General features: G+C 28.6%; 17 protein-coding genes and 1 other annotated feature (1 of these 18 only partly in view). Of the genes, 2 read left to right on the forward strand and 15 right to left on the reverse strand.

Annotation, left to right across the window (positions count from 1 at the left end; all coding sequences use genetic code 11):
- Positions 1–162 (reverse strand) — a binding site (T-box leader); it reaches 11 nt to the left of the window's first position.
- Positions 163–225: 63 nt separating this feature from the next.
- The 14 genes from J7M87_RS12540 to J7M87_RS12605 form a co-directional block, all read right to left on the reverse strand.
- Entirely contained in the window at positions 226–1257 is a 1032-nt protein-coding gene (locus J7M87_RS12540) for an AI-2E family transporter (protein WP_291651385.1), read from the reverse strand.
- Positions 1251–1733 carry a PRC-barrel domain-containing protein gene (locus tag J7M87_RS12545; protein ID WP_291651386.1) on the reverse strand — a complete coding sequence of 161 codons (483 nt, stop codon included), beginning with the start codon at positions 1731–1733 and terminating at the stop codon, positions 1251–1253. Before J7M87_RS12545 ends, J7M87_RS12540 begins: the two co-directional genes overlap by 7 nt.
- A gap of 87 nt (positions 1734–1820) precedes the next feature.
- Positions 1821–2909: a tRNA 2-thiouridine(34) synthase MnmA gene (gene mnmA / locus J7M87_RS12550; RefSeq protein WP_291651399.1), complete on the reverse strand. Its 1089-nt coding sequence runs from the start codon at positions 2907–2909 to the stop codon at positions 1821–1823.
- Positions 2910–2911: 2 nt separating this feature from the next.
- Entirely contained in the window at positions 2912–3343 is a 432-nt protein-coding gene (gene nifU, locus J7M87_RS12555; RefSeq protein WP_291651387.1) for a Fe-S cluster assembly scaffold protein NifU, read from the reverse strand.
- The gene (gene nifS / locus J7M87_RS12560) at positions 3327–4526 is read right to left on the reverse strand and encodes a cysteine desulfurase NifS (protein ID WP_291651388.1); all 1200 of its coding nucleotides are present in this window, start codon (positions 4524–4526) and stop codon (positions 3327–3329) included. The genes nifU and nifS overlap by 17 nt, the downstream gene beginning before the upstream one ends.
- Positions 4527–4528: 2 nt before the next feature.
- Positions 4529–4981, reverse strand: a complete 453-nt coding sequence (locus J7M87_RS12565) for an Rrf2 family transcriptional regulator (protein ID WP_291651389.1) — start codon at positions 4979–4981, stop codon at positions 4529–4531.
- Between the two features lie 102 nt (positions 4982–5083).
- A complete protein-coding gene (locus J7M87_RS12570; RefSeq protein WP_291651400.1) occupies positions 5084–6325 on the reverse strand; it encodes a replication-associated recombination protein A in 1242 nt (413 codons plus the stop codon).
- Between the two features lie 26 nt (positions 6326–6351).
- Positions 6352–6831: a hypothetical protein gene (locus tag J7M87_RS12575; RefSeq protein WP_291651390.1), complete on the reverse strand. Its 480-nt coding sequence runs from the start codon at positions 6829–6831 to the stop codon at positions 6352–6354.
- Positions 6832–6976: 145 nt separating this feature from the next.
- A complete protein-coding gene (gene adhE, locus J7M87_RS12580; protein ID WP_291651391.1) occupies positions 6977–9601 on the reverse strand; it encodes a bifunctional acetaldehyde-CoA/alcohol dehydrogenase in 2625 nt (874 codons plus the stop codon).
- 698 nt (positions 9602–10299) lie between these two features.
- Entirely contained in the window at positions 10300–10713 is a 414-nt protein-coding gene (locus J7M87_RS12585; RefSeq protein WP_291651392.1) for a HutP family protein, read from the reverse strand.
- A gap of 104 nt (positions 10714–10817) precedes the next feature.
- Complete coding sequence (locus J7M87_RS12590) at positions 10818–11270, reverse strand: MarR family transcriptional regulator (RefSeq protein ID WP_291651393.1); 453 nt, start codon at positions 11268–11270, stop codon at positions 10818–10820.
- Between the two features lie 122 nt (positions 11271–11392).
- Complete coding sequence (locus J7M87_RS12595) at positions 11393–12109, reverse strand: MgtC/SapB family protein (protein ID WP_291651394.1); 717 nt, start codon at positions 12107–12109, stop codon at positions 11393–11395.
- 157 nt (positions 12110–12266) lie between these two features.
- Positions 12267–14264 (reverse strand): methyl-accepting chemotaxis protein, encoded by a 1998-nt coding sequence (locus J7M87_RS12600; RefSeq protein WP_291651395.1) that lies wholly within the window; start codon positions 14262–14264, stop codon positions 12267–12269.
- A 214-nt stretch (positions 14265–14478) separates the two neighbouring features.
- Positions 14479–14883 carry a hypothetical protein gene (locus tag J7M87_RS12605; protein ID WP_291651396.1) on the reverse strand — a complete coding sequence of 135 codons (405 nt, stop codon included), beginning with the start codon at positions 14881–14883 and terminating at the stop codon, positions 14479–14481.
- 289 nt (positions 14884–15172) lie between these two features.
- On the opposite strand from J7M87_RS12605, the gene J7M87_RS12610 reads away from it, so the two are divergent.
- Positions 15173–15493, forward strand: a complete 321-nt coding sequence (locus J7M87_RS12610; RefSeq protein ID WP_291651397.1) for a cytochrome C biogenesis protein — start codon at positions 15173–15175, stop codon at positions 15491–15493.
- Positions 15494–15636: 143 nt separating this feature from the next.
- A complete protein-coding gene (locus tag J7M87_RS12615; RefSeq protein ID WP_291651401.1) occupies positions 15637–16905 on the forward strand; it encodes an FAD-dependent oxidoreductase in 1269 nt (422 codons plus the stop codon).
- A 93-nt stretch (positions 16906–16998) separates the two neighbouring features.
- Here the strand turns inward: J7M87_RS12615 and J7M87_RS12620 are convergent.
- On the reverse strand, positions 16999–17609 hold a 611-nt coding region (locus J7M87_RS12620), incomplete at its 5' end, for a collagen-like protein (protein WP_291651398.1).

Here is a 17609-nt window from a genome sequence, read left to right on the forward strand (position 1 = left end):
AAACATATATTCCGCGGTACCACCCTAATTATGTATTAAAAATACATCACTTAGATAATATAGCTCCAAGATAGCTTCAATATATAATGTAAGAAGTTTTCACCTTCCACTTCCTCTCTGAATACATAATCTATATTTACTCATTCTCTTCAACGCTAAATATTAAATTTTCTTATATTTCAATGAAATTATAATTTATTTATTAAAATATGTCAATTATTTTATTTAAAACAAATAATCATTGATATCATCATATATTACTTTCACTATAACTCCTATTGGAACTGCAACTATCATTCCTATAAGTCCACCTAATTTTTCTCCTACTAATAATAAAATTATAATTATAATAGGGTGCATATTAGTACTATCTCCTGTTATTTTAGGTGACAATATATTTCCCTCTATTTGTTGTATTAAAAATATTGCTAAAAGTGTCCATAATGCTTTATTAGGTGATTCCATAAGTGCTACAAATATAGCAGGAACTCCACCTATTATAGGTCCAAAATAAGGCACTATATTTAATATCCCATTAAATATACCAAGTATTAAAGCAAATTTTACATCTATTATTACAAGAATTATAAAAGTCAATGTTCCTATAATTAATGATAATAACAATTGACTTATTATATATCTTGATAGAACTTTGTCTATATGGCTAATGACCCTTTTAGCAATTATTCTTTTTTCTGTTGGTAATATTAATAAAAGCTTATTATAAATTAAATCCCCATCAACTAAGAAATAATATGTTACTATTGGTACAATAGCAAGAGATATTAAGCTTTCAAAGCAAAGCATCAAATTTTCCAAGAAATTATCAGTAACTTTACTAAAAAATATATTTGCTTCTTCACTTATTTGATTATATATAGATTCAAAAAAAGATATATCATTCAAATTTAATTTGTATACTATATTCTTAACATACTCATCTATATTATCTAATATATACCCAATATTATAACTTTCTCTTATTATAGATGGAATAACTATATACGAAAGTAATATCAAGCTAAAAAATATAGTTAGTATTATTGAAATTGATGAAATTCTTTTACTTAGCTTAAATTTCTCGCTTATAGTATCCCTAAGAGGTTTCAAGGCATAAGCAAGTATAAATCCTATAAAAATAATATTTACTATACTACTTATCGTCTTGATTTTTATATACAAAATTAGAATTAATAATATTGATAGGATTATTAAGATTGAATTTATAATCTTTTTATGTTTTTTATATATCAGCATGTTTTCCTCTTTCGAGGTAGACTTTGAAGTCTAACCTCATCATTTCCATAATATAAAATAAAGTCTTCCCCTAATAAACAGTCCTTTAATAGTAATATTTCCTTTCCTTTTATCATCCTATCGAATATTCCTGAACTCATAACTAACCCTTTTATTGATAAATCTTCCTTTTCAATGATTAAATCTTCTAATACACCTCTCATTATGTTATTTTTATCTTTGATATCTATATCTTTTATACTTTTAAAAGATATCCCTTCTTTTTTGGTTAACTCTTTTACAATCATTACCTCTTCTAAAGAAATAATATCACTGCTTCTAACAAAATTTTTCTTGCTAAATAAAAGATAATTTGAAACAAAAAAGCCAACTATTTTACCTTTATGAAAATTAATATATATATCATCTATAATACCTAGGTACTTCCCCCTTATGTCGTACACTTTTAGCAAATAGAAATCCTTACTCTTTAGCATAAGTTTTCTCCCTTCTATAATAGAATAACTATATTATCTCCTAAAGATAAAAAAAAATTCTCATATCTACATATGAGAATTTTTTATTTATATAATTTCTTCTATTATTCCGCCACCAACAACGACGTTTCCATCATAAAATACAACTGATTGACCTTTAGTTATAGCTCTTTGCTTTTCCTTAAAAGAAACTTTAACTCTTCCATCTGCAAGTGGTGATATTATTGCTTCAGAAGGTTTTGCTTGATATCTAACTTTAGCAAATACAGTTATTTCTTCATTAAGAGAATCAAAAGGAATAAAGTTAACATCCTTTGCAATCAAATCAGTTTTAAAGACATCTTCTTCTGGTCCTATAACAACTTCATTAGTTCTTGGGTTTATATCAGTAACAAAAATAGGAGTCCCTAATGCTAAGCCTAAGCCTTTTCTTTGACCTATTGTATAATAAACTATACCTTTATGTTTACCTAATATATTACCATTCTTATCAACAAAATTTCCTTCTCTCACTTGATTTGGTCTAGCATTTAAAATGTATTTCCCATGATTATTATCAGGTATAAAGCATATTTCTTCACTATCTTTTTTATTGTGAACTGCAAGACCAATCTCTTTAGCTATTTCTCTTATTTTATCCTTAGTATAATCTCCACAAGGCATTAATGTTTGACTTAATTGTTCTTGTGTAAAGTTATATAAAGCATATGTTTGATCTTTCCTATCATCATCTGCTTTTATTAAAAAGTATCTACCATCTTCATTTTTTTCTATTTTAGCATAATGTCCTGTAGCTACGTAATCAGCTCCAATTCCCTTTGCTCTTCTTAGAAATTCATCAAACTTTATATGTTTATTGCACGCAATACATGGATTAGGTGTTTTTCCTTCCATATACTCTTGTACAAAATAATCTATTACCTTTTCTTTAAACGAATCCTTAAAATTAAGAACATAAAAAGGTATTCCTAGTTTATCGGCAACTCTTCTTGCATCCTCTACTGAAGAAAGAGAACAACATCCACCTTCTCTTTCAACATAGTCTTCATCTTCATCATCAAAATGCTTCATTGTTACGCCTATTACTTCGTAACCTTGTTCTTTTAAAAGGTATGCAGCGACAGAGCTATCGACTCCGCCACTCATACCTACAACTACTTTTTTCTTCATATTAATTCCTATTCATGACCATGAACATGATCGTGTATATCATCATATTCTTCAAAGTCCCAAAGCTCTAAACCTGTGTTTTTTCTATAGTCATTAATTGCCTTATGTATAGCTTCTTCTGCTAAAACAGAACAATGCATTTTTACAGGTGGAAGTCCATCTAAAGCTTCTGCTACTGCTTTATTTGATAATTCCCAAGCTTCTTCTACAGTCTTTCCTTTTATTAATTCTGTTGCCATTGATGATGAAGCAATAGCAGATCCACATCCAAATGTTTTAAATTTAACATCCTTAACAATATTGTCTTCAATTTTTAAATAAACCTTCATTATATCTCCGCATTTAGCGTTTCCTACTTCGCCTACGCCATTTGCATCTTCAATTTCCCCTACATTTCTTGGATTTCTAAAATGATCCATAACCTTATCGCTGTACATCATAATATTTTTCTCCCTTCTTTAAAAAGTCTTCCCATAATGGAGACATATTTCTAAGTCTTTCTATAATAGGTGGAACAACTTCAAGTACATAATCTACATCCTCATCTGTTGAACCATCACCTAATGTCAATCTTAATGATCCATGAGCTAATTCATGAGGTAATCCTATTGCTAATAAGACATGAGATGGATCAAGTGATCCTGAAGTACATGCACTACCACTTGATGCACATACACCTTCAAAGTCTAATGATAGAAGTATTGATTCACCTTCTATAAATTCAAAAGTAATATTAGCATTACCTGGTAATCTATTTTCTCCCATTGGTCCATTTAATCTTGTATGTGGTACCTTTAGTAAGCCATCTATTAATCTATCTCTAAGTTTAGTTATTCTCTTATTATGTTCTTCTAAATTTTCAGTTGCAAGTTCAAGTGCTTTACCAAGTCCTACTATAGAAGCTGTATTTTCAGTTCCTGCTCTTCTAGCTCTTTCTTGGCCCCCACCATGAATTAGGTTATCAATTCTAACACCTTTTCTTATATAAAGTGCTCCTGTTCCTTTCGGTCCATAAACTTTATGTCCAGCTAAAGATAATAAATCAATATTCATTTCTTTAACATCTACTGGAATATTCCCTATTGCTTGAACCGCATCAGTATGGAATAATACTTTTCTTTCTCTACAAATTTCACCTATTTCTTTAACTGGTTGAATAGTTCCTATTTCGTTATTTGCAAACATAATTGAAACTAATATAGTTTTATCTGTTATAGCATTTTTAAGTTCTTCTAAGTCAATAAAACCTTCTTTATCAACATTTAAATACGTTACTTCAAATCCATTTTTTTCTAAGTATTCGCAAGTGTGAAGTACTGCATGGTGCTCAATCTTTGTTGTTATAATATGATTTCCTTTTTTTCTATGAGCTGATGCTATTCCTTTAATAGCCCAGTTGTCTGCTTCTGATCCACCGCCAGTAAAATAAACCTCATTCGGATCACAATTTAATGCTTTTGAAACCCTACTTCTAGCCTTATCAATAGCCATTTTAGTTTCCCTAGAAATTCCATAAAAAGATGATGGATTTCCATACTTTTCAGTAAAAAATGGCATCATTTCTTCTAAAACTTCCGGTTTAACATATGTAGTTGCTGCATAATCCATATATACATTTCTCATGTCTATTCGCTCCTTTTAACAATCTTAACGAATTGATTTTCATCCTTCATTCTTACATAATCATCTACTATATCTTGAAGTGTAATGTTCTTCATTACTTCATCAATACTATTTTTTATTTTTTCCCATAACAATCTAGTAGCACAAAAATCTATGTTATCACACTCAGTTCCTTCAATGCATTCAGCAATTTCAACAGGACCTTCTAGTACATTCATAACATCTGCTACTGTTATATCCTTTGGAGCATAATTTAACACATATCCACCTTGAGCGCCTCTTATACTTTTAATAAGTTTCGCTTTTCTAAGTGGTGAAAACAACTGCTCTAAATAATATTCTGATATATTTTGTCTTTGGGAGATTGTTTTTATTGAAACGGGGGCATCTCCATAGTGCATTGCAAGGTCTACCATAGCCTTGACCCCGTATCTACCCTTAGTAGAAAGCTTCATTATACTTCCCCCTTTTAATGTTGACTATTTTACTAGTATTTACTTTTATATCTTATCAAAACACTCTGCTATTGTCAATAATCATAATACTATCTCAACGCCTTATTTTATCTTGCTCCAATACATGTTTATACTTTCTTCATATTTATTTTTTTGAGGAAAATAGTATTTAGAATCTTTTATTTTTTCAGGCATATATGATTGCCTTACATAATTATTTTCATAGTCATGAGGATATTTATATCCCGAAACTCCTAAATTTTCTGCTCCCGCATAGTGTGCATCCTTTAAGTGATTAGGAACATCTCCTATATTCTTGTTTTCTAAATCCTTCATAGCATTAGCTATAGCTAAATATGCACTATTAGATTTAGGTAATGTTGCTAAATATATAACAAGTTCTGCTAGTATTATTTGTGCTTCTGGAAATCCTACCTTTAAAGCTAACTCTATACCTGAATTCACTACACTTAGTGCATTAGGATGTGAAAGCCCTATATCTTCTGCAACTATTACAGAAATTCTTCTTATTATTGCTGTTAAATTTCCTGATTTAATAAGTCTTGCTAAATAATGTATAGCTGCATCTGGATCACTACCTCTTATACTCTTTTGTAATGCACTTAATAAATTATAATACTCATCCCCACTTGCATCAGCTCTCATATGTGATTGATTTAAGCTTTCTATATATTCTACAGATACTTCTTTTATATGTTTAAGTTGTGAATTTATAGTTAGTTCTAGTATATTATAAGCTTTTCTATAATCTCCTTGAGAAATTTCACCAATATATTTCAAAGCTTCCAAAGAATACTCCACATCAATCCCTTCATTTATTAACTTTTTTATTGCTTTTTCCAATCCTATAGTTATGTCATTTATATTTAATACTTCAAACTTAAATATATTACATCTACTTAATATTGCCTTATGAATTGCAAAATAAGGATTTTCTGTTGTACTAGCTATTAACGTTACTCTTCCGTTTTCAATAAACTCTAAAAGTGCCTGCTGTTGCTTTTTACTAAAATGCTGCAATTCATCAATATATATAACTACTCCATTATAGTTAAGTAAACTATCTAAACTCTCAGTAATTTCTTGTATATCTTTTACAGAAGCAGTCGTAGCATTTAATTTATAAAATTTTCTATCAACATAGTTTGCCATTATATTTGCTAAAGTTGTTTTTCCTGTCCCTGGTGGCCCATATAATATACAATTAGGAATCATCTTATTTGTAATTAAGTTATATAACGGCTTTCCTTTAGCTAATATATCCTTTTGACCAACAAAATCCTCTAATGTTTTTGGTCTCATTATTTCTGCTAATGGTTTCATTATTTTCATCTTTCCTTTTCTTATTTTTATTTAAATCCATTATTCAATTCTTTAGCTTTTTCAATATTTTCATATTCAGTAAATCCTTCTATATAAAACTCTCCATCTTTTTCTTCTACAACTACTTCAATTGGAACATCTTCACCTACTGCCTCATCACTAGCCTCTTCATCTCCATGTGTTTCTAATGCTTTTGCTACCATATCAAGAGTCATATACACTTTATACTTTCCATTTTCATTCTTAATGCTTACTATATTGCTTTCATATTTTTCAAGGTTTAATTCACCTAAATATAGTGAATAAAACTCTACGTAATTACAAATATAAAAATTCTCCTCACTTATATGTTTCTTCATAATATCATCATATCCATCTTTATATGATAAAACTAAATCAATTGTATCTTTTATCCTTTTTTCATCTTGCTTACTTATATCCTTTGAACACCCAAACATAAGTATTTGTACAAATAATAGAGCTATTATTAATATTTTCTTTTTCATATATTTCCTCCATGCTGTAATATTAATTTTTGTAACATCTTAATAAATTCTCTCTATAAATAATATCATAATTTCTTGTTATATATGAATAATATGCAAATAAAAATAGAGGCTACACAAAGTAACCTCTATTTTTATTTACATATTATTTTTTCTTATTCTCTTTTTTAGATTCTTTAGCCTTTGGGCCTTCAAAAGCTTTTATATACATTTCTTTTAATTCACTCATTAGTGGGTATCTTGGGTTAGCACCTGTACATTGATCATCAAACGCTTGCTCAACCATTTCATCTAAAGTTTCATAGAACTTAGTTTCAGATACTCCTGCTTCCTTTATAGTTTTTGGCATATTAACTTTAGCTTGTAATTTTTCAACAGCTTTTATTAATAATTCAACCTTTTCTTCTTCAGTATTTCCACCTAATCCAAGATGATCTGCTATTCTAGCATATCTCCATGCTGCGTTAGGATACTTATATTGAGCAAATGCTGCTTGCTTAGTTGGGGCATCAGCTGCATTGAATCTTATAACTTCATTCATTAATAATGCGTTAGCCATTCCATGTGGTAAGTGATGGAATGCTCCTAATTTATGAGCCATTGAGTGTGTAATTCCTAAGAATGCATTTGAGAATGCCATTCCAGCCATACATGATGCATGAGCCATTTTTTCTCTAGCTTTAACATTAGTTGTTCCTTCATTATAAGCATCTGGTAAATACTTAAATACTAATCTTATTGCTTCTAAAGCTAAACCATTAGTATATTCTGAAGCCATTATTGATACATATGCTTCAATTGAATGAACTAGTACATCTATACCTGCACAAGCTGTTAATCCCTTTGGTGAAGTCATCATAAGTTCAGCATCAACTATTGCCATATCTGGAGTTAGCTCATAATCTGCAAGTGGATATTTAACACCTGTAGTTTCATCTGTAATAACAGCAAATGGAGTAACTTCTGAACCAGTTCCTGCTGATGTAGCTATTGATACCATCATCGCCTTTTCACCCATAGTTGGGAATTTATATATTCTCTTTCTTATATCCATAAACGTCATTGCTAAGTCTTGGAAATTAACTTCCGGATGCTCATACATTACCCACATGATTTTAGCAGCATCCATTGCTGATCCACCACCAAGTGCTATTATTACATCTGGATTGAAATCTAACATTTCTTTTGCTCCAGCTTTCGCACATCTAAGAGTTGGATCTGGTTCAACATCTGAGAATATTTTAAATTGTATTCCATTTCTTTCTAAAACGTCTGTAACTTTATTTGTATATCCCATTTCAAATAATACCTTATCAGTTACTATAAATGCTTTCTTTTTACCCATGTCTCTTAATTCTTCTAGGGCTACTGGTAAACAACCATATTTGAAGTAAGTTTTTTCTGGTACTCTAAACCAAAGCATATTTTCTCTCCTTTCAGCAATGCTCTTAACGTTAATTAAGTGCTTAGGACCAACATTTTCTGAAACTGAGTTACCTCCCCATGATCCACATCCAAGAGTTAATGATGGAGCTAACTTGAAGTTAAATATGTCTCCAATAGCACCTTGAGATGCTGGCATATTTATTAATGTTCTAGCTGTTTTCATCTTTTCTCCAAATTTTAATATTCTATCTCTTGACTTAAGTTGATCAGTGTAAAGTATTGAAGTATGACCCATACCACCTAATTCTATTAATCTATTAGCTTTTTCTAAAGCTTCTTCGTATGATTTTACTTTATACATTGCTAGAATTGGAGATAATTTTTCATGTGAGAATGGTTCTTCTAATTCTACAGATTCAACTTCTCCAACTAAAACTTTAGCTGTTGTTGGAACATTAACTCCTGCCATTTCTGCAATTTTATAAGCTGATTGACCAACTATATTTGCATTTAAGCCACCTTTTTCATTTAATATAATTTTTCTAACTTTATCTATTTCTTCTCCTTTAAGAATATAAGCACCTCTATCACTTAATTCCTTTTTAACTTCATCATAAACTTGATCTAAAACAACTAAAGATTGCTCTGATGCACAGATAACTCCGTTATCAAATGTTTTTGAAAGTAATATTGAGTTTACCGCCATCTTTATGTGAGCAGTTTCATCTATTATAGCTGGTGTATTACCTGCTCCAACTCCTAAAGCTGGTCTTCCTGATGAATATGCTGCTTTTACCATTGCTGGTCCGCCTGTTGCAAGGATTATATCAGACTCTCTCATAACATTTTGAGATAATTCTACTGATGGCTCATCTATCCATCCTATGATTCCTTCTGGAGCACCTGCTTTAACTGCTGCTTCTAATACTATTCTAGCTGCTTCAATTGTAGCTTTTTTAGCTCTTGGGTGTGGTGATATAATTATTGCATTTCTAGTTTTTAATGCTATTAATGTTTTGAATATAGCTGTTGAAGTTGGATTTGTTGTTGGAACTATAGCTGATATAACACCTATAGGTTCTGCAACCTTTGTTACACCAAAAGTTTTATCTTCTTCTAAAACTCCACAAGTTTTCATATCTTTATATTGATTATATATATATTCAGCTGCGAAATGATTCTTAATAACTTTATCTTCTACTATTCCCATACCAGTTTCAGCAACCGCCATCTTTGCTAATTTAATCCTATTATCATTTGCCGCCATAGCCGCTTGTCTAAAAATCTCATCTACTTGCTCTTGAGTATAAGTAGCAAATACCCTTTGCGCTTCTCTTAATTCTTTAATTCTTTGAGTTAATTCTTGTGCATTTGTTACAGCCATTTTTTATTCCTCCTAAATATCTATAAGATAATTTTTACATTTAAAATTATTTTCTTTATAATATTTTGCTTTTTCTTAACTTGATTACAATATTATTCTATTTCATTGTTATATTTTTGTCAATATATTTTTGTTAAAAATTTATCATTTATTTTTTTCTTAAATGTTTGTAATATTTTTATACAATTTAATTAAGTTGTTCTTCTCCTTTTCTTGACTATTTTATATTTTATTTTAATATTTTTTATTCTATTCGACTTTTTGTTCTTACTATTTTATTGTAGTATAGTAAATTCTCAATAATAATATAATTTAAAATGATTTCTTTTAGAAATAGTACTTAAAACTAATTTTATAAATCTTAGTATTTCATTGTTATATTTATAACAATAAAATACTTAATCATAACTACTTTTAAAATAATATTTTTTATTATAAATACTAAATCTACTATTAATTTTCCAAAAATCCTTTTAAATATTCATTTATATTAATCTTTTTAATATATATAAGATTAATATATTACACTTTATATATTAATCTGTTAAAATCCCTTTTTCTTGAATAATCCATTATTAATTTTAATTTCTTACTATATCATTATTGAAATAAATATTCAAAAGAATTATTTTTGTAAATTATAAAAAATAAAGGTAATATGCTTATATTTATAAGCATATTACCTTTATTTCTACTAATTATTCATGAATAGCTCTATGACCTATTCCAATCACTACTTCGTCTAAATGTAGGAGTCCAACGCTTAGAAAAATACATACAGTTAAGTGTTCTCCACTTCTTGCAATTCCTATTTTCCCTCCGACATTTTGTCCACTTGCTCTATTCCAAACCTGCATCAATGCATCTCTTGTTGCTCCTATTACTCCACCTTCGTGTAAATGTTCTTCTCTTATTACTCCATTTCTCTTTGAAGCTACTAATGCTCTTTCTAATATTTTGGATGTTGAATCATTTATGTTCCCACCTATATTTACAGCTGTTACTAATACACCTTTTTTCTTAAATTCAATCTTTAATTCTTCCTCTTCCTCTCTAGATGAAATTGCCATTCTAGTTGCATACTTAGCAACTTCTAAACTAGTGTTTCCCATAATATCCTCCCATACTTCTTCTTAATATACTAATAATATCATAAATACCAGATTCATTATAGTAGATTTAATACAACTACTTTATAATAATATAGGGGAATTTTCTATTTTATAGATTCACATTTATCTTTGAAGTATTCATTTAGTTTATCTAAAGATCCTATTAAAACATTCTTTTCTTCTTCTGAAAGATCATCCATCATACTTCTTACCATTTCATTATGAAACCTTTCATGCAGTCTATGTGCAACTTTCCCCTTCTTAGTTAATTCAACTAAAACTACTCTTCTATCTTCTTCTATTCTTTTTCTATCTACATATCCTTTTTTAATTAATCTATTTATTGATGTAGTTAATGTACCAACAGTTATACCTAAATCCTGTGATACTTCACTCATCATTCTTTGTTCTTTTCTTCCTATTGTTTCTATAGTATGCATTTCTCTAACAGATAAGTCTGAAAAATGCCCACTTTTCAATGTTTTTTCTTCAATTTGCAATATCTCATTAAATATTTTTACAAGCAGCTCATTAATTATACTTTCACTTCTTTGCATAATAACATTATCCCATCCTTCTTCTATAGTTCCTCAATTAAATAATAATCTAATAATCATCAAATTTCAATTGTATAATTAATATTTTTATTTAAAGTATTTTGATTATCAAAATTATTTAATTAACTCAACATTTTTATATAAATTATATTTTCATTTCCTCTTAATCCTTCTATTATTTTATCTAATTTAACATATCCAGGCTTTATAACTGTATATATAGCATGAACCTCTTTTTGATCATATTGATCTTTGTCTTTTTCTAAAATGTATTCAACTATTTTTATCTTTAAATTTTCATTTTCAAAACATTTTTGTATTTCTATATTTAAATTTTCTATATTACGATATTTGATTTCAACTTTCTTAACTATATTTTTTGATATAAATTTATTTTCTATTCTTTTTAAAAAAACTAATGTTATTACTATTATAATGGCTCCAAATACACTTATATAGTATTCTCCCATTCCTATAGATAGTCCTAGGCAAGCTACTACCCATAAAGTTGCTGCTGTTGTTAGCCCTTTAATATTTCCTTTAGTGTGAATTATAGCTCCTGCACCAATAAATCCAACTCCAGTAATTACTTGAGCTCCTAATCTTCCATAGTCTATTTTTATAACTTCACTCAACTCCTTATTTGCTTCAATCATAGCAATAGCTTTATTTCCAATATCAATTTGTAATAAAGATATTATTGTTGCTCCTAAGCAGACTAATATATGAGTTCTAAACCCAGCTGCTCTATTTTGTCTTTCTCTTTCATATCCAATTATCCCTCCAACTATTACAGCAAGAACTAATCTAATAACTATTTCTCTAACGTTTAGTATCATCTTATCCTCCCATAAAATTATTATATTTAAATAAATGAATTATTATTTATATTATGATTAAAGTATGATATTTTGATTATATTTGTAACAAACATATATTATTTTCTATAGTTATAATAAAAACGCTAGCACTTTAATATTATACTAGCGTTAACTTCTATATCCTAAACCTATCTATAGATTTTAAAACTTCTATACTTCTATATGCTAAATCCTCAGAATCCTCAGCCACATTTTCACTAAATTTATTTAAATCATTTGATGATGCTGTTATTTCTTCAGATGCACTTGATATATCTTTTGATGCTTTTGCCACATTTATAATTTTTTCTAATATATTCATCTTCTTTTCGTCTATTTCAGTAAATGAAGTGTTTATATTACTTATTCTAGGGGTTATACTTTTCACTTCTTTTGCTATATCATTAAATGATCTAATTACTTTGTTTATAGTACTTCTTTGTAATTGTAGCTTTTTATTAATTTCTACAGTATCTTCAGCTATTCCCTTTGTATTTTTAAATACATTATTTAGTATATTATGAATATTATTTGATGCATTATTTGAATTTTCTGCAAGCTTCCTTATTTCATCAGCTACTACAGCAAAACCTTTTCCAGCTTCTCCGACTCTAGCTGCTTCAATAGCTGCATTTAAAGCTAATAAGTTTGTTTGCTCGGAAATATCATTTATTAAAACTAATATATCTTTTACTGTACTTATATCAGTAAGCATATTATCCATATTATCGCTAAATTCACTAAATTTATAATCGAAATCTTCAGTTGAAACTATTAAAGTATTCATCTCAATACTATTCTTTACTGATTTCATTTCAATATCTTTTGCCATATCATCTATCTTTATAATATTCTTAGAAATTTCATCTACTTCTTCACTAAAAACATTTATTACATCTATTGTATTTTCTAATTCATCTTTTTGATTACCACTAAAGGCTGCAACTTCAAAGATAGAAGTAGATATATCACTTGCTAGTTTATTTAACTCTTTAGAAACAACAGCAAGAGAAGTTGATTTTTCTGTGACATCTCTTGAAGATATTTTTATTTTAGATATAATATCCTTTACTGAACTTCTAGTAGTTTCTATAGACTTACATATATCCCCTATTTCATCTTTCCTATTTAAATGATTTTCTCCAAAACTAACTGTTAAATCTCCATCAGAAATATGTACCATATTAGTTTTTATATTATCTAATACTTTTGTTATTCCCCTAGTAATAATGTAAATTAATATAATACTAAAAATTAATACTGAGAAAACTATAAAAATTGTAGTATTTTTAAATTCTTTCAATAATTTAAGTAAATCATTATTTTCCACAGTTATTCCTATAGACCAACCAGTACTTGCTATAGGTGAATAGGCAATGTAAGATTTATTACCGTTTAAATTATACTCTGAAGAACCACTCTTTCCAGAAATCATATCTTTTTGTACATTTACAACATCCTTATACTTCTCATCACTTCCATACTGATTAATTAAATTACTTTTTTCCATAACAAAATAAAAATCATCATGAGATATAACGGTTCCTTCAGAATTTAAAATAAAAGCTGATCCTGTCTCCAAAAATTCAATATCATTTGATAATTTACTAAAATCCTCTGCTGATTTTAACCCTATTATAGCTCCAATTATTTTATTATTCATTTTTAGCGGTACAGTATATGCAGTAACTCTACTTTTATCAATGGTCGATATAAATGGATCTGATATAACCTCACTACCGTTTATTGTTTTCTTAAAATAATCCTTATCTTTTATTTGTTCCATTCCCTCCTTATAATAAACGACTCCATCCAACCCACATATTCCTATATTATCAAAGTTACCTTTTTCAAGCTCTTTTTTAAGCATATCTCTTTTTTCCTTAATTGATATCTCATCGCTAGAAAGTCTTTTATCCATAGCAATTTCTTCTAAGTTTTTGATACTTTCTAAAAACTTATCATTAATTCTCATTGAAGCTTGTTTTGACATTTCTTCCATTATAGTCAAACTATTTTTTATTAATGTATTCTTCGCAGTATAATATGATATAGTTGAATTGCTAATAGTACCTATAGCTATTACTGGTATAAAAAATAGTAACATCTTTACTAATAGCTTTTTAAAATTCATTATAATCCCACCCTATACTTATTCTTTTTAGGTAACGTTTCCAAATATTTTTATTATAAATTTATTTAATATAAGATAATTAAACCTTTACTTTTATATTTCAATTATATATCCTAAATTTATATAGACACAATTGTATATTTGTATAAGCATTTTGTAATATTTAGGATTTGTATACAATTATTAATTAACAAAGGGCTAAAAATTAGCCCTTTTAAATTATTGTCATTGATAACAAAGTAATTGCTATCCCTATTATAATTGTTGAATAATAAAAGTTATATATCTCTTCATTACTATATATCTTAAGCTTTTCCACTTTTCCTCTTGGATATATTACTTGAATTTCATCTCCTCTTTCAAAATTATACTTTTCATATAAATATGGAATAGCAACTTTTACTTTCTTATCATCTTCCTCAATTTCTAAAATAGGATAGACGTTTGCATTATAAACTGTATGATATTCGGCTCCTGGCATTAAATAAGTGTAGCTTTCAAAACCTATTACTTTAGCTCTTTTAATTATAGCTTTTTTCTTTAATTCTATGCTTCTTATTAAATTAAAAGATGTATAAATAGTTAACACAATACCAATAATCGTAAATAAAACTCCCATTTTAAAATTCCCCCAACCAAATATTATTTTCTTCATTAATATAGTATGCTATATCTCTTTAAAAGATATATAATATAATATCTTTCACACTTTTTCAGTTTTTTCTTTACTTATCTGATATTATCTTTCATAAAATTTAGTATTAATAATAATTTATTAGTTTTTTTAGGTATTTTATGAGTTTTTTTAAATTTAACTTTTGTTTGTAATAGACATTTATTTCGTTTACTATTTTATTATAATGAGCTATTATTTAACTATAGCTATTAATAGGGGGTCTATTAAATATATGAATTATACCAAAGTTAAATTTGAAATATATGTTCCTTTAGAATATATAGACAAATTAAGAGAGGCAATAAATAGAACTGGTGCTTTAACTATAGGAAATTATGATAATTGTATGTCTATAAGCGAAGTTAATGGTTACTTTAGGCCTTTAAAAGGATCAAATCCGCATCTTGGAAAAGAGGGGAACTTATCTATTGAGAAAGAGGCCAAAATTGAATTTAGATGCGATAAAGATTTGGCCTTTGAAGTTATTAACGTTATAAAAAACCTTCATCCATATGAAGAACCTGTTTATAACATATTTCCTGTAATAAATTAATTTATAAAAAATTATTATGGCGACTTTATTTTAAAGTCGCCATTACCATTTTAACAGCTATGTAATAAAACTTATATTTATAGTAGCATTTTAATGATCATAGAATAATTTATTATTAAAATTAATATTTGAGGTATAAGATGATGAAAATTATTATAATAGGCGGTGGTTTTGCTGGTTGCCAAGCTGCTATACAGGCAAGGAAAATGGGTGCAGAAGTTCATATAATCGAAAGAACTGATATGCTTTTAGGTGTTGGTAATGTCGGTGGCATAATGAGAAATAATGGTAGATTTACAGCAGCAGAAGAACTGTCATTATTAGGTGCTAATGAATTAATAGACATTATGGATTCCCTTGCTATTCATCAAAATATAGAGTTTTCTGGTCATAAACATGCTAATTTAACCGACATAGCTAAAGCAGAGCCAGAGATTAGAAGATACATTTTATCTTTAGGAATTAATATTCATTTTAATAGCAGGGCTATTAATGTTTCTTTAGAAAACAATTCTATAACTAGAATCAAATTAGCAAATGGCTCTTTTATAGATGGTGATGTATTTATAGAAACTACAGGGTCCACTGGTTCTATGACAAATTGTAATAGATATGGCAAAGGCTGCTCTATGTGCATATTAAGATGTCCATCTTTTGGTAGTAGAGAAAGTTTAAGTGCTAAAGCTGGAATAAAAGATATTGTGGGCGAAAGATCAAATGGTACCCCTGGAGCAATGAGTGGTTCCTGTGAACTTCCCCGTGAATCATTCTCTGAAGATATTATAGAAAAACTCGATAAATATGGAGTTGTTACTTTGCCAGTTCCTAAAGAGGATGTAAATTTGGATAAGCTAAGCCAAAAGGTTTGTCAACAATATGCTTTAAAAGAGTTTGCTGAAAATATTATTTTATTAGATACTGGCCATATTAAACTTATGACATCATATTATCCTTTAGATAAACTTAGAAGAATACCTGGACTTGAGAATGCAAGATATATTGATCCATTATCTGGTGGTAACTCAAATTCAATTAGATATTTAGCTTCAAGTCCTAGAGATAATTCTATGAAAATACTCGGATTAAATAATATGTTCTGCGCTGGGGAAAAATCCGGATTTTTTGTAGGGCACACAGAAGTTATGGTAACAGGTGCACTAGCTGGATATAATGCCGTTAAATATGCATTAAATGAACCATTGTTAATTTTACCTAGAGATTTAGCAATAGGTGATATAATTGCTTTTGCAAATGATGCCTTAGATATGGAAAATGGCAAAAGCCTAAGGCATACATTTTCTGGTGGAGAATACTTTGAAAGAATGAAAAAACTTAATTTATATACAACAGATAAGCAGCTAATTTACGAAAGAGTTAAATCTTTAGAATTATTGAATATATTTAATAATTAATATAAGAAAGAGATATAGCTTTAAAATTTTAATAAAGCGTATATCTCTTTTATTTTTATTATAAATAATCCATAAAATTATTAAATTTTAAATTTAATTACTTAACCTAATAATATTAATTTGTGCTCCTATTGCTGGTGCTAATGGTAATGTTAAAGCAATCAATGAATTATTACGCAATGTTATTACAGAATTTGCTGATAAAGTTAACATAGCTGTTCCACTTAGTTCACCCGTAGATATTAATGCTGAAATATTAGTTGATGCTTGAACTGTTCCACCTACAGCGATTGCAATTGATGCTCCAACACCTGCTGTTATAAATAGATTGTACGTTATTTTATATACTCCACCAATTGGAACTGTTATACCAGTTGCTCCTGCTGTATGAGTTATTCCTGCTAATGGACCGTTATTACTAAAAGGAACATCTGTGCCACCTGCAATAACAGATGTTAATGCAGTTGCCAAATGATATACATAACCATAAGTGGATATTCCTGATCCAGTTGCTCCGGTTACTCCTGTTGCTCCAGTTATTCCTGTTGCTCCAGTTATTCCTGTCGCACCTGTTACTCCTGTTATTCCTGTTATTCCTGTTGCTCCTGTTACTCCGGTCGCTCCAGTTGCTCCGCTCACTCCTGTTGCGCCAGTAACTCCAGTTGCTCCAGTAACTCCAGTTGCTCCAGTAACTCCTGTTAATC

This window comes from Clostridium sp., from assembly GCF_017888565.1.
Classification (GTDB): Bacteria; Bacillota; Clostridia; order Clostridiales; family Clostridiaceae; genus Clostridium.